The sequence below is a fragment of the Ruminococcus flavefaciens ND2009 genome, from assembly GCF_000621785.1.
Lineage (GTDB): Bacteria > Bacillota > Clostridia > Oscillospirales > Ruminococcaceae > Ruminococcus > Ruminococcus flavefaciens_C.
Window position 1 is genome coordinate 79,078 of sequence record NZ_JHXI01000007.1, and the last position, 25,882, is coordinate 104,959.

The following is a 25,882-nucleotide window of genomic DNA, read 5'->3' on the forward strand; positions in this document are numbered from 1 at the left end:
TGTCTGTATGAAAACATATATCTATCCCGAGAACCTCAGAGCTACAGTTAAACTGTGGTTCTGGTCGGTAAGAGACTTCATAATCATATGCGCAGGCATTATCATTTCAGTAGCGGTGTTCGCTAATTTCTGGAATGTGATACCTGCGGCGGTGACGGTCTGCTTTTCGCTTATAAGCCTGCGAGCAGACGATATGTCCGTGTTGGACTACATCATAAATGCGGTTAAATATTTCCTGCTAAGTCAACAGGAGTATCGCTGGAAGGAGAAGTAATGGCAAAAAATAAGAAAAACGGCGTTCAGGACCTCATTGGTCTTGAACGCTTTACTAATTACGGCATAAAAACAGATAAGGCGGAGATAGTATTCTTCTCCGTTGAGCCGACAAATATCTCGGTACTGTCTTCGGCAAACATCGAGATAAAGGTGCATGACCTGACAATAGTGTTGTCAATGATACCTGATCTTGAGATAATAGCTATGGACAGTGCGGAGCGTTTCGACGGCAATAAATGGTATGTCAAAGAGCGATTACAGAAAGAAGAAAATCCTGCAGTAAGAGAACTGCTTCAGGCGGATCATGACTTTCTTGACGAGATACAGCTTGAAATATCTTCAGCAAGACGTTTCATGTTCGCTGTGCGGTTCCGCAGGGAGAAGCCCGAGCAGATATTCGGTATCATATCGCAGGTGCAGAAGAATATCTCTGAACATGGCTTTTCCGTCAAGAGAATGGATAAGGCTGAGATCAAGAGAATGCTGGCACTGTATTTCGGGGCAAGCATTCTCGGAGATGAAATACCCGATATCGAAGGTGAAAACTACATCAAGGAGGCTGATACGAATGAAGAAAAGAAATAAGGAGCTTACCGCAGAGCAGAAGGAAGAAATGAGTGTCAAGATCTACTTCGACCGCATAGTACCGGGAGCAGTCAAATTCTACACTGACCACTATATCTGCGGTAATTATTATAAATCTGTATGGGTAATAACGGAGTATCCTCCTACAACAGAGCAACTCGCAATACTTGCACATCTTGCCGACAAGAACGGAGTGACGCTCCGTATCTACAACAGGCTGGTAGACAGCATTGAACAGGATAAGATAGTACAGCAGGCTATGCGCAAGAATCACATGATGACAACCGTAAATAACGTGAACGAGAGTATAAAGGCTCAGGACAACATCAACGATATCGTAGAGCTCGTAAGTGACATGAACCGCAACAAGGAGCCTCTCCTCCACTGCTCCGTTTTTATTGAGCTGAAAGCGGATAGTGATGATAAGCTGAAGGAGCTCCAGAACGATACAAGAATGGAGCTTACAAGAGCGAAGATATCAGTAGACAGACTTATCCTCCGACAGAAAGAAGGCTTCCTGTCAGTGCTTCCGAGCGGAATGAATATGTTTGGCGGTCAGTATGAGCGAATACTTCCTGCGAGTGCGGTGGCAAATTTATATCCATTAAACTATTCGGGTAAGACCGATGAACACGGCTTCTATCTCGGTCGAGACAAATATGGCAGTAATGTGCTTGTGGACTTCGACAGGCGTACCGAGGATAAGACCAACAGCAATATCCTTATCCTCGGTAACAGCGGTCAGGGTAAGTCATACCTGATGAAGCTCCTGCTTTGTAATCTCCGGGAATCAGGCAAGAATATCCTTGTGCTGGATCCCGAGCAGGAATACCATGATCTCTGCGACAACCTTGGCGGCACATATATCGATATGATGTCGGGAGAATATATGATAAATCCGCTTGAGCCTAAGTCATGGACTGACGGCGAAAAAGGAAATAAGGACGAGCCGGAGGCATTCAGGAAAATATCCAAGCTCAGTCAGCACATATCCTACCTCAAAGATTTCTTCCGTGCGTACAAGGACTTCACCGATGCGGAGATTGACACCATTGAGCTAATGCTCATAAGGCTTTATGCACGTTTCGGTATTGATGATACCACAGACCTTGATAAGCTGACCGGAGAAGATTATCCTCTCATGGATGACTTGTATGAACTCTGCGAGAAGGAGTTCAGGAGCTTCGACCCCGAGGTGAAGTACATCTATACCGAGGATACGCTCCAGAATATCTGTCTTGGCATCTACTCAATGTGCAAGGGAGCTGAATCTAAATACTTCAACGGGCACACAAATATCCGCAGCGGCGACTTCGTATGCTTTGGAGTTAAAGGCATTATGGACACCAACAAAAAGCTGAGAGATACTCTGCTCTTCAATATTCTGTCGTATATGAACGACCAGATACTTGGCAAGGGCAATTCGATAGCAGCGATAGATGAGGCGTACCTCTTTCTTTACAACAGAACAGCAATTGAGTACATCAGAAACGGTATGAAACGCTGCCGTAAGAAAGAATCGGCATTTATTCTTGCATCACAGAACCTTGAGGACTTCCTGCAGCCTGATATACGGGAGCTGACAAAACCGTTGTTCAGTATACCGACTCATCACTTCCTGTTCAACCCCGGCAACATAAAGGCTGAGGAATTCATAGATACGCTTCAGCTTGAGCCTGCGGAATATGAGCTGATCAGGTTTCCGGAGAGAGGTACCTGCCTCTATCGCTGCGGCAATGAGCGGTATCTGCTCATGGTCAAGGCACCGAAATACAAGGCGGTTCTCTTCGGTTCGGCTGGAGGAAGATAAGGCTTGATTCAAGAAAGAAAGTGTGGTATAATGTGGGATAAGAATTGTAGGTGAGAACGATGAGATATTCGCTTATGCATAAAAATATTATAGTCGCTGATATTGAGATCGACGATGCTATTTGTATGATCACAAAGGTAAACAGCGTCTACGCAAAGGAGCATATGCCGTTAGGTGTTGTTCGTAATGAGTATGGCAGAGAAACGATAGACAGGTATGCTCTGAACCAGTGGTGGGCAAATCGCTGTATTCCTTCAAGGCGTATGGGACTATCAGATGCAGCCTATATTCTCAGATCATCTCCACAACAGCTTGTGACTGAAAGTTGGGGCTTGAGTCTGTCAGACCATTACTGGCTGAGGCCTTGTGATAACGAGCTCAGTAATACCACTCTCTATGAAAATGTTAACTTCTTCGATAATGATTTCTCTGAGGACGTGGGAGATATACTGCTCGGGCTGAAGGAAGAAACCGATAATATCAACTTCTGGTCTCCTGATAATACTACAAACGGTAATCTGAAGAAGTGCTGGAGGATCATTGACGGTAAACGGGTCCTTCTCAAGTCGGGCTCTTATCCGTTTCAACAACAGTCATTCAATGAGGTCATCGCCTCAAGGATAATGGATAGGTTCGGAATAGATCATGTTCCGTACACAGTAACGTGGATAAACGATGAGCCATACAGCGTGTGCGAGGATTTTGTAACGAAGGATACTGAGCTAATAACAGCATGGCAGATAATGCAGCTAAGAACAAAAGCAAATCACGAAAACGAATATTTGCATTTTGTGGATATATGTAGTGAAATTGGTGTGGACATAGTTACTGCTCTTGACGGAATGATAGTCCTTGACTATATCATAGCAAACGAGGACAGGCACTTCAATAACTTCGGACTTCTGCGTGATGCTAATACCCTTGAATGGCTTGGTGCTGCTCCCATATTCGACAGCGGAACGTCACTGTGGTATAACCGGAATACAGCTCAAATAGCACGGAATAACATAATTTGTAAGCCGTTCAAGAAGACACACGGCGAGCAGTTAAAACTTGTCTCCTCCCTTGAATGGTTCGAGGCATCAAAGCTCGACGGTATCGAGGATGAGATACTTGAAGTGTTCAGCGACGATAAGGCAGCTCAGTATATTGATACTGAACGTGCGAAGACTATAGCTGCCGAAGTCAGAAACAGGATAGAGACTGTTGAAAGCATGGCGATGAGCCATACACAAAGCTATGATATCTCCTCCACTGAGGGCGATGTCGAAGAAGATGTAGCTGAAAGCTACGGAATGAAAATGGAATAAGCAATGCGGAGACTGCGAAAGCGGTCTCCTTTTTTGCTGAAAGGAGAAATGCTAAATGGAGAATATGATCAATAAACTCGAGTCTGTTATCAAAGAAGAATACAATAACAAATATGCCGAATGGCTGAACCTGAGTCACGAAGAACTCATAGAGAAAGCCGATGAAATATCTGCTGCCCGATTCGTAAAGGATAATATCCAAGACTCATTCACAGAGGAAGAAGCGGAATATCTGCTGCATTTCAAGTCTCCTCTGGAGATACTGATCGACAGAATAACTGTTCTTAACGATCCGAATAACATAGCTGTAAAGGAGCAGTTCAGCGATATGGTATCGGAGATGTATGACAAGAAGGATGAGTATTCTGACTATGAACTCAACGAGGACTCAGGAATGCAGATGCAGTAAGGAGGCGGCAAATGGAAAAAGTGTTGATATTGCTGGCGAAGATTCTTGCCGATAAAAAGACCAGAGATAAGGTGTTGATATTTATTGGCAGTATCGTTGTAGGCTTTCTGCTCCTGCTTGCAGCTCCTATAATTGCTCTGTATACGATTGGAAACGTTGACATCGAACCACCTGAGATAGACCGAAACACTTTCAATGAAAGTGCATTCATAGAGCAGTTATCTCCCGAGCAGCAGGAGCGGATGTCTGAGATACAGTCCGCAGGTGATGCGATAGAAGCAGAGCTGACAGCACTTGGCATACCAAATCAAACCATAAAGGCACAGCTCATATATATGTCATACTTCGATGAGGTAGAAGGTTTCTATGCGAACTTCTACGCTCATCTTTTTTATTCCGCACCCAATGACGAGATACTCATCGACAGCATCAATCAGAATTACGGACTGAGCATTGACTACAATGAGTTCATGAGGACGTATACTTTTGTGATGAATGCAACTATCGATCCTCATATGTTCACAGACATTGCAACAAAAAATACTGCCGACCTTGCAGCCTGGGCAGAGAATGCATATATGTCTGAATGGCAGTATGCAGATAACTGTTTCGGCGAAAGGACCGGAGAGAACAGACTTCGCTGTGCTGATAACGTCGGTCTCATAATGGGCTACGTCAGGTATGATGCGGAGAATAAGGTATTCACTTCGGATACGGTAGACCTCTACTATACCGAACAAGGCAGCATCGATACAATGCCTGATGTGAAAGGTGTGGGAGTCTTCAATGGCAGTGAGTTCGGTGTATATGTGGGCGGCGGTGAGGTTGTTTTCTCCTCTGCTATGGGCGGCGTTCAGCAGCAGAGCCTCACAGAGGGAGGCTGGACTTCATGGTGTACGTTCGATGCGGTGACATATCCGCAGGAGGTACAGGACAGGATAAATGAGCTTCAGGAGCCGACAACAGAAGCGACTACTGAAACAACTACAGGAGATTGAAAAATATGAAGATAACAATTACTGCGGCAGACAAGAGTGAAGAAAAGCTCTTCTATGCCTGCGACGAAGAAGAAATAAAGGCATCTAAGATCGGTCATATGCGGTTCGACTTTGGAACGGGAAGACAGTTCTATGGCTCATGGTTCGGAACTACAAGCGAGCTGAACGATGATGAATTCAGAACAGAGTTCAACGAGTTAACGAAGGAACTCCGACAGGGACTGCTCAAGGACAGGACAGCTATGGGTAAGTTTGTCCGAGAGCATCCGTCCTTGGATCTCGGCAGTCGTGGCAACGGTTACAAGGTACAGACGGACGAGCATACCTACTACCTGCGGTGTAAACCGCAGCCCGGCGACTACGACTGTTACTGCTTCTGCTATGAGCGTGAGCCACTGGAACAGGCAATGACCGAAGATATGGCAGAGGAAGAAAAAATAGGAATGGAGATGAACTGAATGACGATAAGACTTAGATACGGAGATAAGGAAATGAGCTGGGGAATGCCTGTCTCGGCTATAAACCTACAGGACATACTCGACAGAATGAATGTCCAGAGTGGCAGAGAAATAGAGTTCATGTTCTCAAAATACGATATGGTCGACCTGCCTGCCAACATTCTTGACAAGTGGTACAAGGCTGATATTTACAAGCTCAATGTATTCGCAGAACGCTTTCAGCGGCTCGAGGATCATCAGAAAGCAGGCTTCAAGAGTGTTCTCATGAGAAATCCTGACAGCAGCATTGATGATATGATAGCGATGACCTATGGCATCGACTGTGTTCCCGTATACCCGGCGGCGACATATGCTGAGATTGGTGAGATAGCTGTTGATAATGAAATGCTGCCTGAGATTGAGGAATGCTCCGATGCCGTCATAGGGCTACTGGATTATGAAAAAGTTGGAAAGCTTCTTGCTGAAAGAGATAATGGTATATTTGTTGACGGCTATTATTGTATGCCTGACAGCTACGAGGAACCTGACATATCCCTAACCATAGAGATGCCTGACAAAAGATTTTTCAGAGTGCTGGCATCACCGTATGCAGACGATACAGATCAGGGACAGTGGTTCAACCTGCCCGAAGATATGCAGCAGCTGCGTGAATATGCTGCCGAGTGGAGATCCTTGCCTGAGCAGATGTATTATCCGGTTGTCAAATGTATACTCCCAAATATATCTGAGGCATTCTACGATGAACCTGATTGGGAAGATGATATGATAGCACTCTCCGAGCAGATGACTTGTATGAGCAAGGCACAGATGGTGAAGCTGAAAGCAGTCATGGAGGCTGAGAATATTCAGACCTTCTCGGCGGCAAGAGATGCTATCAACTGCCTGAACGAATACGACTTCGATCCGATGGTTCAGGACGAGAGTCAGTACGGAAAGGTGTATGCCTGTCGAGTCTTCACGACGAACTTCGACTGGAGCATTCTGGAGAACTGTGATATGAATGACTTCGGAAAGCAGGTGCTCAGTCGTAAGCGTGGAGAGCTTACTGAGTACGGTGTAATCTCAGGCAGAGGTCAGAAGCTCTATACTACGTTGACTGCTGAGCCTGAGACAATAGAAGAAGCAGAGAAGTTAACCGAGGACGAGTCCGAGACGGAAGATGAGTCTGAGGAAATGAGTATGGGAGGAATATCATGAAGAGATCAATAACAGTACAGATACCCGAAGAAAAGCTGTCGGCGATAGAGATGTATCTCGAGCAAAAGAACACGACACTTGCGGCGGAGCTCGACAAGCAGGTCGAGCAGATATATACCAAGGTCGTGCCTCAGAATGTCAGAGAGTACATCGAGCTGACTGCAAAACAGCAGATACGCAGACCTCGCAGGTCTGTAGACAGCACACCGAAGCCCGAAGAGTAACTCGCCCCGTGTCGCGCGAGAATGCGCTGTGTGCGATTTTGTGCGACAGTGTCGGGAAAGGATACCACCTCGGGAGTGCCGAGCCGTTTTCGGGCAGTTTTGGCGGCGGTCCGAAACAGCGGTTTCGGAGAGCTTCCGAGGGTGGTTTCTGGGTTGCAGGTAAAAGGCTGGCGTCAAACCGCCAGCCATTCCACAGCGGACCGGCAAAGCCGACCGCATTTTCGAGCTTTTCAGAATTTAACGATTGGAGTCAAAATGAAAGTTGGTGAAAAATCTTGGAGTCAAATAATACAAAAGACAAGAAAAACAGCAGTGATTCGGAAAAATTTGATGGAGTCACTGCCTCTAAAATTAAGTTTCCGCTGTACATCTATCCGGAGACAATGAAAACGGTCAATAGTCTGTACAAGGCTGACTGCTGTCCTACCAAAACTGAATTCATGGAAAAAGCGATTCGTTTTTACTGTGCTCACCTTATGCAGAATAAGCCTGAACTTATTGAGTACCTTGCACCGCAGGTAGGTACGATAGTTGACGGAACTATAAAGGGAACAGAGCAGCGGTTGTCACGTGCTATATTCAAGTTAGCTGTCGAAGTAGGAGTGCAGACACATATGCTTGCAGCAATCAATGATATAGATGACACAACTCTTTTCAAACTTCGTGATATGGTCACAGACGAGATCAGACGCATAAACGGTATAATAAACTTTGAAAGTGCTGTGAGATATCAGCGGAGTGAGGAATAAATAAAAGCGCTGTATGATACAGCGCTATACATATATCATGGAGGTGAGAGTACGGCTCAATTAATTGTTTCAAGCCGCTATCTAAAAAGCGGCAAGCGTGGTAAAACAAAGCGCAGGAATTTTACAAAGTATATTGCTACCCGTGAGTCAGTGGAAAAGCGTCCGCAGAATACAGGTAAAACAACTGCAAATCAAAAGCAGCTCATAGCTGAACTGATTAAAGAGTTCCCAATGGCGAAGCAGTACCTTGAATATACAGATTACACTAAGAATCCTTCATCAGAAAATGCTTCGGAACTCATATCAACTATCATAGAACGTCATGCTGATATTATCGGTAACAGAAGGAACTTCGTAGGATACATGGCAAATAGACCAGGAGCAGAAAGACGTGGCGAACATGGATTATTCAATGGAAGTGATGAGCCTATTGACCTGAATGCGGTTGCAAATGAAGTCGCCGAGCATCCAGGATATGTGTGGACTCATGTAGTCTCACTCCGTCGTGAGGACGCAGTGCGGCTTGGATATACAAATTCTGATATGTGGCGTGAGCTTGTGAAGCGTCACATTGACGATATATCAAAGGCACAGAATATTCCGCTTGCAAATATGAAGTGGTATGCAGCATTCCATGACACAACACATCATCCGCATATACATCTCATTGTGTATTCGTCAGATCCGAGACAAGGATACCTTACAAAAGAAGGTATGGCTGCAATACGTTCAGCTTTTGCAAACGATATTTTCCATGAAGATATGAAAAGCATTTATCAGGAGCAAACTCTTACCCGTGATGAACTGAAAGCACTGTCCGAAGATCAGATGAGTGAAATATTATCTCAAATCGGAAGCGGAGTAGTTGATGAAAGGCTTGTTACAAAGGTCAGGGAATTAAATGCTCAACTGCAAAGCATCGGCGGAAAGAAGATGTATGGATATCTTCCTAAAGAGATCAAGCAGACAGTAGATGATATATTTTTTCTGTTATCACAGAATGAAGATATTCAAAAGCTGTATGATAAGTGGTGCGAATTTGAAAAGGCTAAGTATAAAATGTACACGCAAAAGGATAAGGAGCTTCCAAGGCTTGCTGAGAACAAGGAGTTCCGCTCGGTAAAAAATATGATCATAAGAAAAGTCGTAAATATGATTGAGATTCCTGACAGCGAGCCTGAAGATATTCACGATGATATTGAGGAAGATACTGATGTATCTTTCGCTGATGACTATGAGTATGTTGATACTGAAGAAAGCGGCAGCAATTATTATTTCAAATGGTCAGATGGATACAAGTCAGCGTCGAGGATACTCAAATCACAAAACTTGACAGATGATGAAAAAGCTGAGGCACTCGCAGTTATGAAGTCGGAGGCTGATAAAGGAAATGTACTTGCTATTTATGACATGGGTAGGTACAGTGTCGATGATGAAACAGCTAAGCGATATTTTGCAACGGCACTTGCAGGTTTTATTGATATAGCGCCTAAAGCAAAGAAAATTAGTTCGTACTTTCAATATCGTATCGGCAAGATGTATCTGTACGGATGCGGTACTGAGAAAGCATCTGACATAGCTTTCAAGTGGCTGGAAAAGTCTGCTGTGGCTGATAACAAATATGCACAATATATGCTGGGAAAGATGTATTTTAACGGTGAATACATTCCTGCTGATTATGACAAAGCTGAAAAATATCTTTCGGCAGCAGCATCGGCTAATAACCGTCATGCGATATATCAGCTTGCAAAACTATATCTTACACAAGAAAAATATGACGTTATCAAAGCGGTCAAGCTGTTTGAATCTATTGCTGATGATAATTCGTGGGCTTCATATTGGCTTGGAAAGATATATCTTTTCGGAAAAGACGGAATCGCTTCCGACAGGGAAAAAGCTTTGGAATGGCTTACGAAGTCTGCTTCCGATGGAAACGAGTACGCAGAAAAGCTGATTAATTATGATAACGGTCACAACTACATGATATCAAATACCATTGTCAGTTTACTTGTTGACTTCGGGCGGATAATAGAAGAAGACAATGCTCGAAGCCGTAGAAGAATATCACGCACTGATAAGAAACTTCGTCACCTTATCCAACAAAAAAAACAGGAACTTGGAATTAAAGAGGATGGTTCACAGCAGTACGAATATAATATTGATAATTCTATGTAAAAATAAAATACCGAAAAATTGAGATTTATAGTTGACATTTAAAAAAATATGTGATAAAATAACATTTGTTAGTGTTAGATAATATCTGCTATCCGTATATTAAAACGGATGGAGGATAAACATGACTGTTCAGTTAGATGAGCTTCAGCTTAAAGCTCTCATTGCTATGAGAGGAATGCCTGAAAAAGAGCGAAGCTACGTCGAAATTGCCAATAGACTTGATATCAAGCCCCACAAACTCCGCCGGTCAATGGAGCCTTTAATTGAGGAAGGAGTATACTTCATGACAGCGAGTGGTCGTCCTTCTTTTACAGATGAGGGGCAAAAATTGATCGACAAGCTTATAAAGTATAAGAAACGTGTTCGGGATTTTTTGCTGTACAAAGGTATGGAGAAGGAAGCTGCTGAAGCTCATGCGGATAGAATGGTGCTTTTTGCCGAATCAGATTTCTATGATAAGATCATAGATCAGCCTAATAAGGTTTCAATTATGAAAAGCAAATTCAATTCAGGGGCAGAGTTTACAGGTGCAGAGCTTACGGAGATAGTAAAAAACTTTAAATTCGAGCCTATGTTTGAACTGCTGAAATATGATCAGAGCAGATTCCAAGAGTATTCAATGGCTAACCGAGGCTTCTATAAACCGTGTACTGTAATCATAAAAAACGGAAAAGGTACAGTTATATTCAAAAGAAAGAGTATGTCGGCTCAGATCCCTTCCGACCATACGGATATCATGGGGTATGCAAATTCTTTTCAGTATTTTGACGGAAATGAGTTCGTCGAAGCTGATAGAAAAGACGATACATTCAGTATTCCACTTGATAAGTTTCACTTTTACACCATTGGCGAGAATGATGATACAAAGATACTCAAAGGCGTGATATATCTTCGTTTCAATTGTGCAACGTTTGATCACTCAAAAAAAAAAACTTGTTATTTATATTAATTGAATAATAGTTGTCGCAGGGTAACATTTTTCAGAGTGTTGCCCTGCGTTTGTTTTTTATGGAGAATAAAATATTCTCCAACAAAAATGCACAAAAAATGTTAGTTATCAACAGTTTGTGAACGAAAAATGTACGAACGGATTACAAATTTGTAATTCATCGAGCACTAAATTAGTGGATAAAAATATCTGGACTTAATAAAATTGCCAAAAGTATTGAACAAAAGCCATGATGAAATAATATTGTTTTACAAAACTAACATAATTTAGGATTACAAATTTGTAATTCGTCGAAGCCTTGACAAACGTCAGGAAGGGATATATAATTTATGCAGTTAGCAGATACTTACATCTCTAACACTAACAACCACCTATGGACCGTGGCAGCAGCCTCGGTTTAGCAGCTCAATGTGCACAGAGCGGTCATACATGAGACAAGCCGAATTGATCAGCGGCGAGTTTCGGGACAAACAAGATGTCAGTGCGGAAAGGCTCCGTAATGACGAACGACAATATTTTAAGGAGGATTTAACAATGTTAAAGAAGAGAATCACATCAGCAATTGCAGCCCTCGCTATGGCTGCAACAATGAGCGTTTCTGCTCTTAGTGCTTCTGCAGCAACTTATGACACACCAAACGATGACACTTCAATCGTAACACTGCAGCGTGATTATGCGAATTATACTAGTTCAGCTTTCTACTCTCTTTCAAGCGGAAATCCTGCACCGATGGGAATGAGTACAGCTTGTATTCAGAGCACTTCTACAGATTCTAATGGTAATGTAACTATCGTACTCAAGCAGGGTTCTCTGCAGGTTGGAATTTTCCCGCTTACAACGTGCACGATAATCGATTGCGTCAATAGTAATACCGATGCAAATTATTTCAATGCTGCTACATCTACTTACCCTTATGGCACCATTGTTATACCAGCATCAGATATTTCTTCAGACGGCACAAGCGGATATGTTGATGTTACAGTTACGTTTGGTGGTGGCCTTATTAACATAATCAGCGATATTACCCCTATGTCTAATCCTATGGACCTTAGACTTAGACTTTTCTAATAATATCACATTTTACTAAAATATCCTCTTACCACTCGCTTCACTTATTGAGTGTAGCGAGTGGTAAGAAAAATAGGAGTGTAATTAATGATAAATTTAAAGCTTTGCTCCAGCTTGATTGCATTATCTTTGGTGCTGTCAACAGGGGTTTATTTTATGCCTTCAGCTAATTGCGTCGCAAAGGCAGCAAGTGTATCAGATAATAGTGAATTCTCTGAAAAAGATCGTTACATATCTAAGCTGAATGAAGCACTTTCGATTTCATCTTCCGATTACTCTGCTGATTCTTACTCGCTTTTCTTGGATAGATTAGCGCCCTATAATAAATCGCTTATAATCGAAATGGATTCAGAATCTTATTCAGATATTGAATATAGAACACTATATGATGGTATAGAGTATGCAGAGTCTTTTCTTGTTGCTGATACTTCTCATAGCTATTTATCTGATTTAGAAAAACTGATTAACTATGGAAACAGCTTGGTAAAAGATGATTATACTGATGAAAGTTTCACCGCTTTCAAAACAAAGTTTGACTCTTTAGCTTCTGGTAATTATTCATTAGAAAAAGCCAAAGCAGCGGAAGAAGATGGATATGGTGGAAAAACAATTTATACTTCATATATTGAAAAACAGTATATACCGTGTTTTAATCTTCTCAAAAGTCGAGACTGTTGCAGTGTTACACTTGTTGATCCGAATACTGGTATTACAGTATCATCGGATTCCGATGTTATTCCGCAAGATGCAGAATTAGTTGTAACTGCTTATGATTCAACAGATTGGCCGTGGCTCACATTAAACTCTAATTCGTTTACGAATATACCAAGATTATGTTCACAATATGTGTACTATAATGTAGCAATATATGGTTCTGACGGAAAAAGAATCAATATTTCTTCTCCATATACAATTACTTATCCTATTTCTGATGATTTTGATATGTCTCAGCTTACATATCAATTATATACAAATGAAATTGGCTCAGGTAGTATTGCGAAAATAAAAAAAGATATTGACAACAAAACAATTTCTGTTACTTTTAGGCAGACATCTATGAGTAAGGCAAACGGAAGTGCGATGTTGTTTAAAAATGCCATTTCAAATGTAGATCCATTAACATTAGAAGATGGTATATATAATGTAAAAGCTAATTTAACAGCATCAGCAGATGCAACTCGTGCTTCGATGTCGAATGAAGCTATCATACATGATGCGTATTTAACTAAATTAGGAGATGACATTAACATTTACGTTAACTTTGTTCCTATTTATGTTATCGCGCCAGATCAGCCGTCATATTGTGGCGGTTTGTGGAGTGAAAAGGGAAAACAGAGAGATAGCCAGTATTACGAAGATAGTGAAGTTGTATACAGCTATTACACAAATGAAGATGGGACAATAAGAGATAATGACATTTACAATGGTGTAACTCAAATCCCTTGCCCTAAAACTATTAAACTGCATCTTGAAAGAGATAGTTTTAATGAATATGGTGGATATACACTTGCTGTTAGTTCTCCAGCAATGGCTGCTTTAAATAATCTTGATTTTTCTGAAATTGAGAAGTATTGGGATGAGTTAACTGCGATCATGATGATTTCCAATCCAACATATCTCGGTACACTCGATCAGGCATCTTCGTATCTGCCAACATATGACATCACAGCACTTCAAAGAGAGTATGAATATGCAAACATTCTCGCTGATGATAACATCTACACAGACGAGTCATGGGCAGATGTTCAGGCGCTTCTCGACACTGAAACAACAACAGAGGATAAGAAGTGCGTAACAGGATATTCCGACACAACAGAACTTACAGCCCGTATTGCAGAATATCAGTCGGCTACAGCGGCTCTTGTTGTTGATGAGAATAAGAAGATAGCTGACGGAAGATATCTTGTTCCTGCACACATGATTAAAACCGATAGAGCATCTGACTCAATGTCTGAAAATGCTATCAATCATAATGTAGTTGTTGATGTTAAGGACGGCAAGGCTACTGTTCAGGTGGAGTTCAAGGGAATGGCTATTGACGATAAGTTTGGCTACCTTGAAAAGCTGTCATACTTTAACGCAGGCTATGAGTATAATGGATTCGGTGCTCCTGTTGGTGAAGTTACCGAAGCAACCGTTATAAACAAGTATGATGTTATTGATGAATACAGTGGAAAAAATCCCCCTCATTATCTTGAATTTCCTCTTGTAGACGGAAAGGGTGCTGAATGGATACCATTACAGGTGTTTGTTCCTGTAATGGAAGCTGTATCAACAGGAAGCGGAACACAGAGCGTTCTGATGCACCTTGATTGGGAAAACAAAGTACCTGCTGGCAAGATCGCTGAGTACACAGGTAATACCCTTTCACTCAAGGATGATTTCGGACTTAACTTCTTCTTTAACTTTGGCGAACAGACTCTTAATGATGCAGGTGCTAAGGTTAAGTTCACTCTCCCTGACGGCTCTGTTAAGGAGTACGTTATCAGCGAAATTGCAGATGCTGACAAGACTGCAAACGGTTATAAGTTCTCTGCAAATGTTGCTGCTAAGGAAATGACAGCACCGGTTAAGGTACAGGTTATCCTTTCAAACGGCGAAACAAGCGAAGTATTCAGTTGCTCTGTTAAGGAGTACGCTGACAAGCTCCTTGCTTCTTCAACTAATGAGTCGGAGATCGCTCTTGTTAAGTCTATTCTTAACTACGGCGGATATGCTCAGGAGTTCTTCGGATATAACAAGACAGCCCTTGCAAATGCAGACCTCACAGACGCTGAAAAAACTCTTGGCGATGTAACAATCGCAAATACAAAGCGTGAAAGAGTTGAGGACGAGGATGACGGTATCAACTTCTACGGTTCATCTCTCTCACTGAATACAAAGATCGACCTAAAGGCATACTTCACTCTTGAAGATGGAGCAAAGATCAGCGATTATACATTCAAGATCGGCAGCACTGAACTTACTCCTGTTGAATCAGGCAATAAGTATTATGTTACTATTCCCGATATCACTTCCAGAGATATAGATGAGCGTTCAGCCATCGAAATTGCTAATAAGTCAGGCGAGGGAGAGCTGTCCGTTAAGACAGGTCCTTACGCATACATCTACAAAGCACTTTCAAAGTCATCTGACGAGAAGCTCCAGTCTCTCATGAAGGCATTGTACTTCTACAGTCAGGCTGCTGAAAAATATAACGCATAAGGAGGCATAAAAATGAAGGAAAAATATATCACTCCCGAGACTGAGATCATCGAGTTTGAGAATGAGGATGTTATCACTACAAGTGATCCTAATGAAACACCTATTCTCTGATTAAACTGAACTATTTGCAATCAGGAACAGATGGTGTTAAAAATACTGTCTGTTCCTTTCTGCATTTTTATATTGGACCTTAAAAAGACTTTGATGTTCGATATAAAAACAGATCTGAAGTGTATCGCACATATGCAAACTGCATTTTTGCTGAGTGCGAATAGGAAAATATCAAACGTCAAATTATATTGTTGTTTGATGTATTATAACAGAAAGGAATCTAAAAAATGAAGATCAAAAAGAACATTATTGCTGCTGTTATGGCTATGGGTGTTGCTGCAAGTATATCAGGAGGAACAGCCGCTCAGTATTTTTCTGCTCCCGTATTAACAGTATCCGCAGCATCAAGCGTTGCTGATTTTGAAGGCAGTTATACCGTGCCTGTTTCTCTCTACAATTATACTGAGAGCAAGGCGTCTATGGGTAATCCTGCAATGAAGCAGGTCGGTGAACTTGTAATTGATAAGAATGGAAACGCATCTGTTATCCTTGAATTCCAGAGAATGACATACGGCGACGGAGAAGGCTATCTCGGACATTTTTATAAGTGTAAGGAGATCACACAGACAGGATTCATGGGAGTTCCTGTAAAGGCAGATGTAGAAGAAGCGGCAGTTGTTGATGAGTATACAGGAATATATGATACATTCAATGATCCTACCAGCAAAAACGCAGACAGTAATGTTGCAGGAAAATGGTATCCTCAGAAGGTTTCTGTTCCTGTTGATGTAACGGTAGATGAAAGCGGTAACATCACAGGTGTTGACGGATATCTTGCAAGGTTCTATACAGGCAGCGAAAGCAACTATAATAACCTTTGCAAGCAGGTGCTTTGTCAGGTTTATGTTCCTATTATGGAATCGATTGGTACTACATCTGGCGGCGGTACAAAGTTTGTGGGCCTTCTTATTGATTGGGATAATGTCCGGAAGAAGGAGTCAGAGCTGACAGGAACAAGTGCAAGTATCAAGGGTGATATTACACTGAATAATTACATTGATCTCAGCAGCAATGTTACTTCCGACAGTGGAGCAAAGATCGTTTCTAAGATCGACGGCAAAACAGTATCCGAAGTAAAGGTAAAGGATCAGACTGCAACAGCAAACGGATATGAGATACCTGTTGAGGTAGCTGCAAAGGATATGACTTCTGAGATAACAGTTGAAGTTCAGCTCGGAAACGGCACAGTGGTCGATACATATTCTGTATCTGCTGTTGACTATGCAATGGAAATTGCATATGGCGAAGGCTATACCGATAAACAGAAGGCACTTGCAAAGGCTATGCTCAACTATGGCGGATACGCACAGGAGTTCTTTGGCGTTAATACAGATAAGCTGGCAAACGCAAACCTTGCTGATTCTGATAAGTCACTTTCATCTGTAACTGCAAGCACACTTTCAGGTTATAATTTCTCCAAGTCGGGAAGCGTAAGCGGTATTTCATATAAGGGATCATCACTTAGTCTCGCTTCAAAGACAGAGATCAAGCACTATTTTTCTCTTACAGGAACAAATGATATCAGCAAGTACAAATTCACAGTAAACGGAACAAATGTAACCCCAACCATGAGCAGCCAGGGCTATTATGTAACAGTTCCTAAGATCAATGCAGCAAATCTTGGAGATAGATATACAGTTACAGTTTCAAATGGCTCAAATACATTCACTCTGAAATATGGTGCAATGGATTATTGTAATATCGCACAGACTAAGAGTTCAAATGAAGCACTGCATAATGTGTCAAAGGCTTTATATCTCTTCTATAAGGCAGCAGAAGCTAATAAGTAAAACTTCTTCATTAAATGAGAAAATCTCTCACTTCGGGCTGATGCTCGGAGCGAGGCCGCAAGATCTCTTGCGGTCTTGCTCGAATCATCAGAAATAATAAAATATCGGAGGCCAAATATGGAAAAGAAATATATTGGGATCATAGCAATAGCAGTTCTGACAATTCTTTCAGGCTGCACAAATGGTTCCGGAAAAGACGAAAGCTCGTCACAGAAAGGAAGTATATCATCGTCTGTTATACAAACAGATGCAACTACTTCAGTTACAAGCTCTTATGAAACCACAACAACTACATCAGCATCAGATAACAAAAAAACTACCGCAAATAAAACAGAAACGGAAGATAATGGTACAGTTACTACAGCAGCTAAAGACAATAATCCTGATCATGAAAGTGATACATTAGAAAGCAATATCAATGATAATTCCGTTCCAGACGAGGAACAGGAGGAAATTTTTGTGTATGAAGAAGATGTACCCGAAGTGATCATACCAGATAATGGAACAAATAACAACGATGCAGATGAAAGCATTGAAATAGTTGAGGATGAAGTGGTGGAGCTGCCTTTTGTTCCTGCAAAAAAGAATTGAGGTAATGTCATGATAATACGATCATATCGTATAGCTGATACTGTATTTTCAGTGGATTCTATACATAATGAGGTGCATGAGCTGTGCAGGGATTATCAATGTAATGAGCCAGCAGAATTTACTATAACGATCAATCAGCAAGATATAGAATACGAACGTGAGCGTTCAATCAAAACAAATATTAAAGAAGGAAATCCCGTCAAAAACTATTCTGACAGCTATCTTGAGACACTGGCAGTCTACAGGAAACTGTGCGAAATACTGATAGATAGGGATATTCTGTTATTTCACGGTTCAGTCATTGCTGTTGACGGTATAGCCTTCCTTTTTACTGCTAAAAGCGGAACAGGAAAATCCACGCACACAAGGCTGTGGCGTGAGTATTTCGGTGAACGTGCTGTCATGATAAATGATGATAAGCCACTTTTGAAAATTACTGACAGCGACGTGACTGTCTATGGCACTCCATATGACGGAAAACACCGTATCAGTACCAATACTTCTGCTCCACTGAAAGCGATATGCTGGCTGAATCGGGGAGAAACAAACTCTATAAAGGAGATTTCCAAATCTGAGGCATACCCAATATTGATGCAGCAGACTCACAGACCTGTCGGAGTTTCAAAAATGGAGAAAATATTTGAACTGCTCGACAAAATGTGTACGTCAATAAAGCTGTATAAGCTTTATTGTAATATAACACCTGATGCTGTAGCAACAGCATTTAATGAAATGAATAGGGAGAATCTATAATGAAAGAAAAGTATATCAAACCTGAATCAGAAGTAATTATTTTTGAATGCGAAGATGTTATCACAACCAGTGATAATGTTATAGAATTACCCTTTATAAAAGCCGGCTCGGAGGAATAACAATGAAACTGAAAAAAGAATTTATTACCCATATGGACGGCGACCAGCAGATGATGGTCGATACTTCTGCAAAATTCAGCGGACTTCTTCGCAGCAATAAGACTGCGGCAGAGATCATCGAAATGCTGAAAACAGATACCACAGAGGAAAAGATCGTGGCAGCGATGCAGAAGAAGTACGATGTTCCGGAAGCGACTCTGAAAGCAGATGTTCATAAGATCATTGAAACTCTGAAAAGTGTCGGTGCGATCATTGGGTAATACAATGACCTATGAAGCATTTTTAGAGCTTTATGGCACACTGACTTATCGGAACACAGGAACCAGTATGCTTCCTATGCTCAAACAAGGACGTGATTCCTTTACTGTAAAAAAGAAAACCACTCAGCGGTGCAGGAAGTATGATGTGATACTTTATCGCCGCCCGCCGGACAGCTATGTCCTGCATCGAGTGATTGCTGTAAGAGAGCATGATTATGTCGTGCTTGGCGATAACTGCATCAATAAAGAGTATGTAAAGGACAGCGACATTATCGGTATCATGACTGAGTTTACCCATAATGGGAAGGAATACCGTGTAACAGATAAGCAGTATCAGAAATATGTGCGATTCTGGTGCAAAACCGCCAATTTACGCATTTTCTGCAAAAAAGTAAAGCTGCGGGCAAAGAGGATGATCCATGCAAAATAGTATACTGAAATGGCTATCCTCTGTAACAGGCAAATATAAGCTGCACATTATATTGCTTGCGATACTGCAAGGCATATTAGGCGGCAGCAGTGTCCTGTATGCGATGCTCCTGCGTAATACCATAGACAGTGCCGCTGTGAGGAACAAAGCCGGTTTCTGGCTGAATCTTTGGCTTGTGATCGGACTTGTTGCCGCACAGATCTTACTTCGTGCTGTTGTACGCTGGCTGGAAGAATCCTCCCGGTCTGCGATAGAAAACATCTATAAGTCCAGATTGTTTGAGGTGCTGCTGAAAAAGGACTATGCCGCTGTCACGGACACACATTCAGGTGAATGGCTCAACCGTCTGACCTCGGATACGCAGGTCACGGCAAACGGAATGATCGAAATACTGCCCGGTATTCTTGGTATGGCTGTGAAAATGATCGGCGCACTTGTCATGCTGCTTATCATTGAGCCGAAATTCCTGTATGTTCTTATTCCCGGCGGTGCAGCTCTGATCGTACTGACCTACGCATTCCGCAGAGTGCTGAAACGGCTGCACAAAGCCATTCAGGAGAATGACGGCAGTCTGCGTGTGTTTTTGCAGGAAAGGCTTGGAAGTCTGATGATCGTCCGAACCTTTTCGGCAGAAAAGCAAAGTGTAGTTCAGGCAAATGAAAAAATGGCAGATCACCGTAGAGCAAGACTAAAGCGGAATCATTTTTCAAATGTGTGCAATATCGGCTTTTCGGCGGCAATGAACGGAATGTATCTGCTCGGACTTGGCTATTGCGGTTTGGGCATCATAGGCGGAACAGTCAGCTATGGTACTCTGACAGCAGTATTACAGCTTATATCGCAGATACAATCCCCTTTTGCCAATATCACGGGTTATCTGCCAAAATTCTATGCAATGACCGCAAGTGCGGAGCGCTTGCGTGAAGCTGAACAATTTGCAGATGACTGCACCGCAGAGCCAAAGTCAAAAGATGAAATACAGCATTTTTATGATACTGATTTCGCAGGGATCTCCTTGAAAAATATTTGTTTCAGATACAAAAGCAATGACCGTGAAAGCGTATTGCATAACTTGGATCTGGATATTCAGAAAGGTCAGTATATCGCCTTTTCAGGACATTCAGGATGCGGTAAATCAACGGTACTGAAACTGATGATGTGTCTATATCACTCAGACAGCGGAGAGATGCTGCTGAAAAAAGCAGACGGCACAGCAATTCCGCTGACAAGTCAGTGGCACAGGCTGTTCGCCTATGTGCCGCAGGGAAATCAGCTCATGTCGGGAACGATCAGAGAAGTCATTGCGTTCGGTGATACAGAGCGAATGCACGACACAGACGGAATCAACCGGGCATTGCAGATCTCCTGTGCAGATGATTTTGTGCAGGAATTGGAGAGCGGTGTTGACACTGTTCTCGGTGAGCGTGGTACAGGTCTTTCAGAGGGACAGATGCAGCGTATTGCGATCGCAAGGGCTATATTCTCGGATAATCCGATCTTACTGCTTGACGAAGCAACAAGCTCTCTTGACGAAAACACCGAAAAGAGGCTGCTTGAAAATATACGGAAAATGACAGATAAAACTGTCGTTATCATCACGCACAGACCTGCTGCGCTTGAGATATGTGACAGTGTGATTAATTTTGAAAGAGATGATATGTATTGACAGATAGTTTCAAAAAAGCGGGATATGATATGTTCTATCTTTGCCGCTGTGTACTGCTTGGCGGTAAAGCAAAACCGTCAAAGATAGAAACTTTCGATCTCGACGCAATATATGAGATGTGTCAGCATAACAGTCTGACTGCTATGGTTTGTGAAGCATTACAGCAATCCGGCATTGAAGTCGATCAAAAATGGAAAGATGCATATGCTAAATCCTTGCGGAAGAATATGCTGCTTGATGCGGAACGAAGTAAGATCTTTGATATGCTTGATAAAAACAAGATATGGCATATTGCGTTGAAGGGTGTCCATATGAAGAATTTTTATCCTTCAATGGGAATGAGGCAAATGGCAGACAATGACATTCTATATGACAGCAGCCGTCAAAATGATGTTACCAGTATATTTACAGAACTTGGTTATAAAGCAGACAGCATTGGTAAGTCACATCATGATGTGTATTTTAAGGAACCAATATATAATTTTGAGATGCATACATCTCTTATGGGAAAATATTCCGAGATGTACGACTATTATAGGAATATAAAGGACAAGCTCCTTCCCGTTGACGGAAAAACGTATGAGTACCGTTTTAAAGACGAGGATTTCTATATCTACATGACCGCCCATGCTTTCAAGCATTACAGCGGCGGGGGAACAGGATTGCGTACACTGATAGATTATTATGTATATCTTAATAAAAAAGAAAGGGATCTCGATTGGGTATATGTACACAAGGAGTGTGAGAAACTGAAAATATCTGATTTTGAGAAGGATATGCGTACTCTGTCAGCTCATGCATTTAAACGTGATCTATGCCTTACAGATAATGAATGGGATCTGCTCAGATATTTGTTGTTTTCAGGTACTTATGGTACTTTGGAAAACAGCATTAAACATAAGGCTGAAACTATTGGTGCTGACAGTAAGTTAAAATATATGTTAGTGCGTATTTTCCCTAATAAAGCATGGCTTGAAAAATATGAACCGATAGTCGCTGAATATCCTGTATTATATCCTTTTTATCTTATTCGGAGAGTGTACAGGTTAATATTCATTACACGCAAAGCAAGGCTGAAAGAGTTCAGAGCGTGGAAAGAAATGAATAATAAAAGTTTTAATAACTGAAAGGATAAAGATATGAAAGTAAAAACAAGAAGAACAGTCGCCGCTGCAATTGCAGCATTTATGCTGACAGCAGGATACGCAGGCATAATTGATAAGCAGCCATATAATACTGCATCGATCATTGCATCTGCTGCCGAATCGGAAGCAGGAACATATTCGGTAAAAATGACACTTATGCAGTTCCATAGTGATGAAGTGTCCATGGGAAATGCGTCTATGGATCCAACTGCTCATATCGTAGTTAAAGAAGATGGAACAGCAGAATTACAGATAGATATGCATTCCATGACATATATGGATAAGCAGGGCTACCTTGGCTGGATGAAGAAAGTCACAGAGATCATAAAGGCAAATATGTTCCAGTATCCTCTGGAAGTGACTACTGTAGATGCTTCATCAATAGAAGAATACACGGATGTTTATGATGATTTCAACAATCCCGACAGTAAATATGCTGACAGCAATGTTGTAAATAAATGGTACCCGAAAAAGTTGTCACTTCCTATCGACTTTTCAAACCGTGAAGATGAGATACTTGTCCAGGTATATGTGCCTGTTATGGAAAGTATAATGGCAGGTGGCGGAACAAAGTTTGCTGTTATTGATCTGGATTGGGATACGTTAAAAAAGGAATCCTCTGAAAAAACACCACCAACAACTACTACCGCTACAACTGAAAATGTTACAACGACAACTACAGTCTCTGTATCTTCAACAACCACCACAACCACTACTACAACAGCAGCGGTAACAACTACAACTTCTGCACAGCCTGTCACACCTTCAAAATATGACAAGGACAACCTTGCTGACGGAAAGTATGAGCTGCAAGCTGAAATGATAAAGGTTGATCGTGCAGATTATTCAATGTCCAACAACGGCATCAACCACACAGTACAGCTTGAAGTAAAGGACGGCGAATACTTTGTGACAATGCAGTTCAAGGGACTTGCTATGTATAACCAGTTCGGATACCTCAAAGACCTGTACTACTATAACAAAGGATATACGTACAACCAGTTCGGAAAACCGATGGGAGATGTAACCAAGGCAGAAGTCGTATCGAGATACGATGTTGTAGATCAGTATAACGATGCAAATAATCTTTACCCTCAGCTTGTCAGATTTCCATTGGTAGACAAAGCGAGTGAGGAGTATGTGCCGCTTCAGGTTTTCGTACCGATCATGGAGGCTATCGCAGACGGCACAGGAACGCAGAGTGTTCTGATGAAGCTGGACTGGTCTACTCTTACGAAAACAGAAGAACCCTTCCAGATCGAGGAACAGGAGGAACAGTCCAAAGCATTCGACTATACTGATTCTGCAACAGGCGTAAAGCTCCATGCAGATCAGGGCGTTCTGCCAAACGATGCTTCTGCAACAGTATCCGCAGTTACAAGCGGCGCAGATTTCGATACCGCCAAATCAAATCTTTCCAATTTCAAAGTATACAGCGTTTCTGTATCATCTGACCTGAACGGAAAGATGCAGATATCACTGCCAATTCCAAGCAATGTAACAGATCCGCTTGTATACCGTATCGCAGACGGCAAAAAGACAAAGATCAACGGCACTGCTGAGAACGGAATGTTCGCATTCTCAGTAAAGGAAACAGGTACTTTTGCTATAGGCTCCAAGCCTGACGGAACTACAAGCAATAAAAACAGCGGAAATTCTTCCAAGACAAGCAGCCCTCAGACCGGAGATGCAGGTGTCGGAACAGTTGCAGCCGGACTGACAGTCGCAGCAGCGGCAGCTTTTACATCAAGGAGGAAGCGTAAGTGATGAAGAAACTGATCAGTACAGTAATGGGCTTGCTATGCAGCGGCATACTTGTCATTTCAGGTGATTTCAGTGCAAAAGCCCTTGATAACGGTATCTATACCGCAAAATGCACCCCCTACTACGTTCACCCCGTCACAGGCGTAGTCGAAGACAGAGGCGGAATCGAGTCTGAGGGAATAGGTCAGCCTATGACTGACAGTGCTACATATACGACAGCTCTGATCGAGGTCGATCCAAACGGAAACACCTATGCAACAGTCCGCCTTTCCCTTATGGATAATATCGAAAATGTATCGTTCAAGGTGCAGGCTGACGGAAATGCCCCGTTCAATGATGTGGATTATGACATCATGCAGGAAAATCTCGATGATAATACAACAGATTTCCGTATGCAGATTCCCAGTGAAAACAGCTACCTGAGAGCGACATTCTATGTTGCTCCCATGAGACGTGATGTCGTCTACTATATCGGATTCTCCGATTTACAGCCAGGAAGTGCTGATTTCGTTACCTCTGTTGAGGTAACCTCCCCTGCCGAAAAAACGTCAGAAGGAGGCTCAGAAGCTACAACAGCAGCATCAGATGAAGTAACAACAACTACAACTACTACAGCAAAAACGACTACAACTACTGCTGTATCGAAAACTGAAAATAAGACCACAACTGCTTCTGAATCTTATACCGTATCTGCTGATGAAGAAGGATATATGCCTTCTGTGGGAGGAAATTCCGATAACGACGGCCTCGGACTTATGATTTATGACGAGCGAGGCAATAAAATGGAGTTAAGTGATATTCTGAGCGGTTCAGCAGAAGGTGCTGATAAAGATAAGAGTAATAACGGCATAGTATTGGGAGTACTCGGCGGCTGCTGCGGTACGCTGGCGATAGTTGGAATAGTTTATGCAGTTATTCGTTCAAAGAGAAAGAAGGGCAGCAAATGAAAATAAGAAAAATAGCAGCTCTCGGACTTTCTTTAGTTATTTCGGGAGCAATGTCAGGCTGTGTGGATCAGCACCCGGACAGTGCAAAGGAAGTAAATACTGCTGAAAATGTCAGACTTGTAGCGACTTCGCCGGCAACAGCGGATATTATGGACAGACTCGACCTTGACCTCGTTGGCGTCAGTGACACAAGTCTCAGTACGATCCCTGAGAGGTATGACGATGTAGAGCGTATCGGTATTGCAATGTCACCTGATACCGAGAAAATAGCAACACTTGATGCGGACTGGATACTCGGTCCGGCAAGTCTGAAAAACGACTTGCAGCCGAAATATTCCGCAATAGGGGTAAAATCCATATTTGTGAATCTTGAAAGCGTCGAAGGAATGTATCAGAGTATAGATGAACTTGGAAAGATGTTTGACAGAGAAAAACAGGCCAAGGCTATGATAGATGAATACAATGAATTTATAGATGAATACCATAAGAAAAATGAAGGCAAGGAACAGCCGAAAGTACTTGTCCTTATGGGATTTCCGGGTTCATTCAGTGTGGCAACAGAAAACAGCTATACAGGCTCTCTTGTAAGGCTGGCAGGCGGTAAGAATGTATATGAGGGCGAGGATAAGGACTATATTGTTGCCAACACCGAGGACATAATAAAAAAGGATCCCGATGTTATTGTTTGTACCGCTCACGGCGGACTTGATGAGGTGGCATATAAGTACCTCAAGGACGATTTCAAAAACAACGATATTTGGCAGCATTTCAGAGCGGTTGAGGAAGATAATGTCTATTATCTTGACAGTAAGCTGTTCAGTATGAGTGCGAACTTCGATTATCCGGAAGCGCTCGATGTCCTCCAGCCTATATTATATGGGGAGGAATAAGCTT

At 42.1% G+C, this 25,882-nt stretch carries 24 protein-coding genes; all 24 read left to right on the forward strand.

All coding sequences use genetic code 11. The annotated features are described in order from the left end of the window. Positions 1–7 precede the first annotated feature (7 nt). The 24 genes from T488_RS0100370 to isdE all read left to right on the forward strand — a co-directional run bounded on the left by T488_RS0100370 (position 8) and on the right by isdE (position 25,878). A complete protein-coding gene (locus tag T488_RS0100370; RefSeq protein ID WP_028519077.1) occupies positions 8–274 on the forward strand; it encodes a hypothetical protein in 267 nt (88 codons plus the stop codon). Next, the gene (locus T488_RS16555; RefSeq protein ID WP_051536071.1) at positions 274–861 is read left to right on the forward strand and encodes a hypothetical protein; all 588 of its coding nucleotides are present in this window, start codon (positions 274–276) and stop codon (positions 859–861) included. Before T488_RS0100370 ends, T488_RS16555 begins: the two co-directional genes overlap by 1 nt. Then, on the forward strand, positions 845–2,671 hold the full coding sequence (locus T488_RS0100380) for a VirB4 family type IV secretion system protein (protein WP_028519078.1): 1,827 nt from the start codon (positions 845–847) through the stop codon (positions 2,669–2,671). The genes T488_RS16555 and T488_RS0100380 overlap by 17 nt, the downstream gene beginning before the upstream one ends. A gap of 74 nt (positions 2,672–2,745) precedes the next feature. Further along, a complete protein-coding gene (locus T488_RS0100385; protein WP_028519079.1) occupies positions 2,746–3,981 on the forward strand; it encodes a HipA domain-containing protein in 1,236 nt (411 codons plus the stop codon). A gap of 55 nt (positions 3,982–4,036) precedes the next feature. After that, positions 4,037–4,390, forward strand: a complete 354-nt coding sequence (locus tag T488_RS0100390; protein WP_028519080.1) for a hypothetical protein — start codon at positions 4,037–4,039, stop codon at positions 4,388–4,390. Between the two features lie 11 nt (positions 4,391–4,401). Further along, the gene (locus T488_RS0100395; protein WP_028519081.1) at positions 4,402–5,388 is read left to right on the forward strand and encodes a hypothetical protein; all 987 of its coding nucleotides are present in this window, start codon (positions 4,402–4,404) and stop codon (positions 5,386–5,388) included. Positions 5,389–5,393: 5 nt separating this feature from the next. Then, entirely contained in the window at positions 5,394–5,846 is a 453-nt protein-coding gene (locus T488_RS0100400) for a hypothetical protein (protein ID WP_028519082.1), read from the forward strand. Next, positions 5,847–7,043: a hypothetical protein gene (locus T488_RS0100405; protein ID WP_155267125.1), complete on the forward strand. Its 1,197-nt coding sequence runs from the start codon at positions 5,847–5,849 to the stop codon at positions 7,041–7,043. Beyond that, positions 7,040–7,267, forward strand: coding sequence for a DUF6103 family protein (locus T488_RS16560; RefSeq protein WP_037296628.1), 228 nt, complete (start codon positions 7,040–7,042; stop codon positions 7,265–7,267). The genes T488_RS0100405 and T488_RS16560 overlap by 4 nt, the downstream gene beginning before the upstream one ends. Before the next feature lie 383 nt (positions 7,268–7,650). Further along, complete coding sequence (locus T488_RS0100415) at positions 7,651–8,016, forward strand: hypothetical protein (RefSeq protein WP_051536135.1); 366 nt, start codon at positions 7,651–7,653, stop codon at positions 8,014–8,016. Between the two features lie 63 nt (positions 8,017–8,079). Then, positions 8,080–10,191 carry a MobP3 family relaxase gene (mobP3, locus tag T488_RS0100420; RefSeq protein WP_242838282.1) on the forward strand — a complete coding sequence of 704 codons (2,112 nt, stop codon included), beginning with the start codon at positions 8,080–8,082 and terminating at the stop codon, positions 10,189–10,191. A 121-nt stretch (positions 10,192–10,312) separates the two neighbouring features. Then, positions 10,313–11,140: a hypothetical protein gene (locus tag T488_RS0100425; protein WP_028519086.1), complete on the forward strand. Its 828-nt coding sequence runs from the start codon at positions 10,313–10,315 to the stop codon at positions 11,138–11,140. Between the two features lie 534 nt (positions 11,141–11,674). Then, positions 11,675–12,208 (forward strand): hypothetical protein, encoded by a 534-nt coding sequence (locus T488_RS0100430; RefSeq protein ID WP_155267127.1) that lies wholly within the window; start codon positions 11,675–11,677, stop codon positions 12,206–12,208. Between the two features lie 87 nt (positions 12,209–12,295). After that, positions 12,296–15,412, forward strand: coding sequence for an NEAT domain-containing protein (locus T488_RS19125; RefSeq protein WP_082320383.1), 3,117 nt, complete (start codon positions 12,296–12,298; stop codon positions 15,410–15,412). A gap of 338 nt (positions 15,413–15,750) precedes the next feature. Beyond that, entirely contained in the window at positions 15,751–17,313 is a 1,563-nt protein-coding gene (locus T488_RS0100450) for a hypothetical protein (RefSeq protein WP_028519089.1), read from the forward strand. Between the two features lie 117 nt (positions 17,314–17,430). Continuing rightward, positions 17,431–17,904 (forward strand): hypothetical protein, encoded by a 474-nt coding sequence (locus T488_RS0100455; protein ID WP_028519090.1) that lies wholly within the window; start codon positions 17,431–17,433, stop codon positions 17,902–17,904. 9 nt (positions 17,905–17,913) lie between these two features. Beyond that, positions 17,914–18,657: a hypothetical protein gene (locus T488_RS0100460; RefSeq protein ID WP_028519091.1), complete on the forward strand. Its 744-nt coding sequence runs from the start codon at positions 17,914–17,916 to the stop codon at positions 18,655–18,657. Between the two features lie 121 nt (positions 18,658–18,778). Then, positions 18,779–19,036, forward strand: a complete 258-nt coding sequence (locus T488_RS0100470) for a PqqD family protein (protein WP_028519092.1) — start codon at positions 18,779–18,781, stop codon at positions 19,034–19,036. 4 nt (positions 19,037–19,040) lie between these two features. Then, positions 19,041–19,466, forward strand: a complete 426-nt coding sequence (locus T488_RS16565; RefSeq protein ID WP_196243245.1) for a S26 family signal peptidase — start codon at positions 19,041–19,043, stop codon at positions 19,464–19,466. Beyond that, a complete protein-coding gene (locus T488_RS16570) occupies positions 19,456–21,132 on the forward strand; it encodes an ABC transporter ATP-binding protein (RefSeq protein ID WP_051536079.1) in 1,677 nt (558 codons plus the stop codon). Before T488_RS16565 ends, T488_RS16570 begins: the two co-directional genes overlap by 11 nt. A 29-nt stretch (positions 21,133–21,161) precedes the next feature. Continuing rightward, the gene (locus T488_RS0100485) at positions 21,162–22,259 is read left to right on the forward strand and encodes a nucleotidyltransferase domain-containing protein (RefSeq protein WP_196243246.1); all 1,098 of its coding nucleotides are present in this window, start codon (positions 21,162–21,164) and stop codon (positions 22,257–22,259) included. A gap of 12 nt (positions 22,260–22,271) precedes the next feature. Beyond that, positions 22,272–24,044 (forward strand): NEAT domain-containing protein, encoded by a 1,773-nt coding sequence (locus T488_RS18470; protein WP_028519094.1) that lies wholly within the window; start codon positions 22,272–22,274, stop codon positions 24,042–24,044. Beyond that, positions 24,044–24,988, forward strand: a complete 945-nt coding sequence (locus T488_RS18475; RefSeq protein ID WP_051536082.1) for a heme-binding Shp domain-containing protein — start codon at positions 24,044–24,046, stop codon at positions 24,986–24,988. The genes T488_RS18470 and T488_RS18475 overlap by 1 nt, the downstream gene beginning before the upstream one ends. Continuing rightward, entirely contained in the window at positions 24,985–25,878 is an 894-nt protein-coding gene (gene isdE, locus T488_RS0100500; RefSeq protein WP_028519095.1) for a heme ABC transporter substrate-binding protein IsdE, read from the forward strand. Before T488_RS18475 ends, isdE begins: the two co-directional genes overlap by 4 nt. Positions 25,879–25,882 lie beyond the last annotated feature (4 nt).

Excerpts from the sequence above, each read along its gene's own strand:
- T488_RS0100370 (WP_028519077.1), top strand. The coding sequence starts at position 8 with ATGAAAACATATATCTATCCCGAGAACCTCAGAGCTACAGTTAAACTG.
- T488_RS0100405 (WP_155267125.1), top strand. The coding sequence starts at position 5,847 with ATGACGATAAGACTTAGATACGGAGATAAGGAAATGAGCTGGGGAATG.
- T488_RS18475 (WP_051536082.1), top strand. The coding sequence starts at position 24,044 with ATGAAGAAACTGATCAGTACAGTAATGGGCTTGCTATGCAGCGGCATA.
- T488_RS0100400 (WP_028519082.1), top strand. The coding sequence starts at position 5,394 with ATGAAGATAACAATTACTGCGGCAGACAAGAGTGAAGAAAAGCTCTTC.
- T488_RS0100455 (WP_028519090.1), top strand. The coding sequence starts at position 17,431 with ATGGAAAAGAAATATATTGGGATCATAGCAATAGCAGTTCTGACAATT.
- T488_RS0100395 (WP_028519081.1), top strand. The coding sequence starts at position 4,402 with ATGGAAAAAGTGTTGATATTGCTGGCGAAGATTCTTGCCGATAAAAAG.
- T488_RS19125 (WP_082320383.1), top strand. The coding sequence starts at position 12,296 with ATGATAAATTTAAAGCTTTGCTCCAGCTTGATTGCATTATCTTTGGTG.
- T488_RS0100390 (WP_028519080.1), top strand. The coding sequence starts at position 4,037 with ATGGAGAATATGATCAATAAACTCGAGTCTGTTATCAAAGAAGAATAC.
- T488_RS0100460 (WP_028519091.1), top strand. The coding sequence starts at position 17,914 with ATGATAATACGATCATATCGTATAGCTGATACTGTATTTTCAGTGGAT.
- T488_RS0100430 (WP_155267127.1), top strand. The coding sequence starts at position 11,675 with ATGTTAAAGAAGAGAATCACATCAGCAATTGCAGCCCTCGCTATGGCT.
- T488_RS0100385 (WP_028519079.1), top strand. The coding sequence starts at position 2,746 with ATGCATAAAAATATTATAGTCGCTGATATTGAGATCGACGATGCTATT.
- T488_RS16570 (WP_051536079.1), top strand. The coding sequence starts at position 19,456 with ATGCAAAATAGTATACTGAAATGGCTATCCTCTGTAACAGGCAAATAT.
- T488_RS0100470 (WP_028519092.1), top strand. The coding sequence starts at position 18,779 with ATGAAACTGAAAAAAGAATTTATTACCCATATGGACGGCGACCAGCAG.
- T488_RS0100485 (WP_196243246.1), top strand. The coding sequence starts at position 21,162 with ATGTTCTATCTTTGCCGCTGTGTACTGCTTGGCGGTAAAGCAAAACCG.
- isdE (WP_028519095.1), top strand. The coding sequence starts at position 24,985 with ATGAAAATAAGAAAAATAGCAGCTCTCGGACTTTCTTTAGTTATTTCG.
- T488_RS18470 (WP_028519094.1), top strand. The coding sequence starts at position 22,272 with ATGAAAGTAAAAACAAGAAGAACAGTCGCCGCTGCAATTGCAGCATTT.
- T488_RS16565 (WP_196243245.1), top strand. The coding sequence starts at position 19,041 with ATGACCTATGAAGCATTTTTAGAGCTTTATGGCACACTGACTTATCGG.
- T488_RS0100380 (WP_028519078.1), top strand. The coding sequence starts at position 845 with ATGAAGAAAAGAAATAAGGAGCTTACCGCAGAGCAGAAGGAAGAAATG.
- T488_RS0100415 (WP_051536135.1), top strand. The coding sequence starts at position 7,651 with ATGAAAACGGTCAATAGTCTGTACAAGGCTGACTGCTGTCCTACCAAA.
- T488_RS16560 (WP_037296628.1), top strand. The coding sequence starts at position 7,040 with ATGAAGAGATCAATAACAGTACAGATACCCGAAGAAAAGCTGTCGGCG.
- T488_RS0100450 (WP_028519089.1), top strand. The coding sequence starts at position 15,751 with ATGAAGATCAAAAAGAACATTATTGCTGCTGTTATGGCTATGGGTGTT.
- T488_RS16555 (WP_051536071.1), top strand. The coding sequence starts at position 274 with ATGGCAAAAAATAAGAAAAACGGCGTTCAGGACCTCATTGGTCTTGAA.
- T488_RS0100425 (WP_028519086.1), top strand. The coding sequence starts at position 10,313 with ATGACTGTTCAGTTAGATGAGCTTCAGCTTAAAGCTCTCATTGCTATG.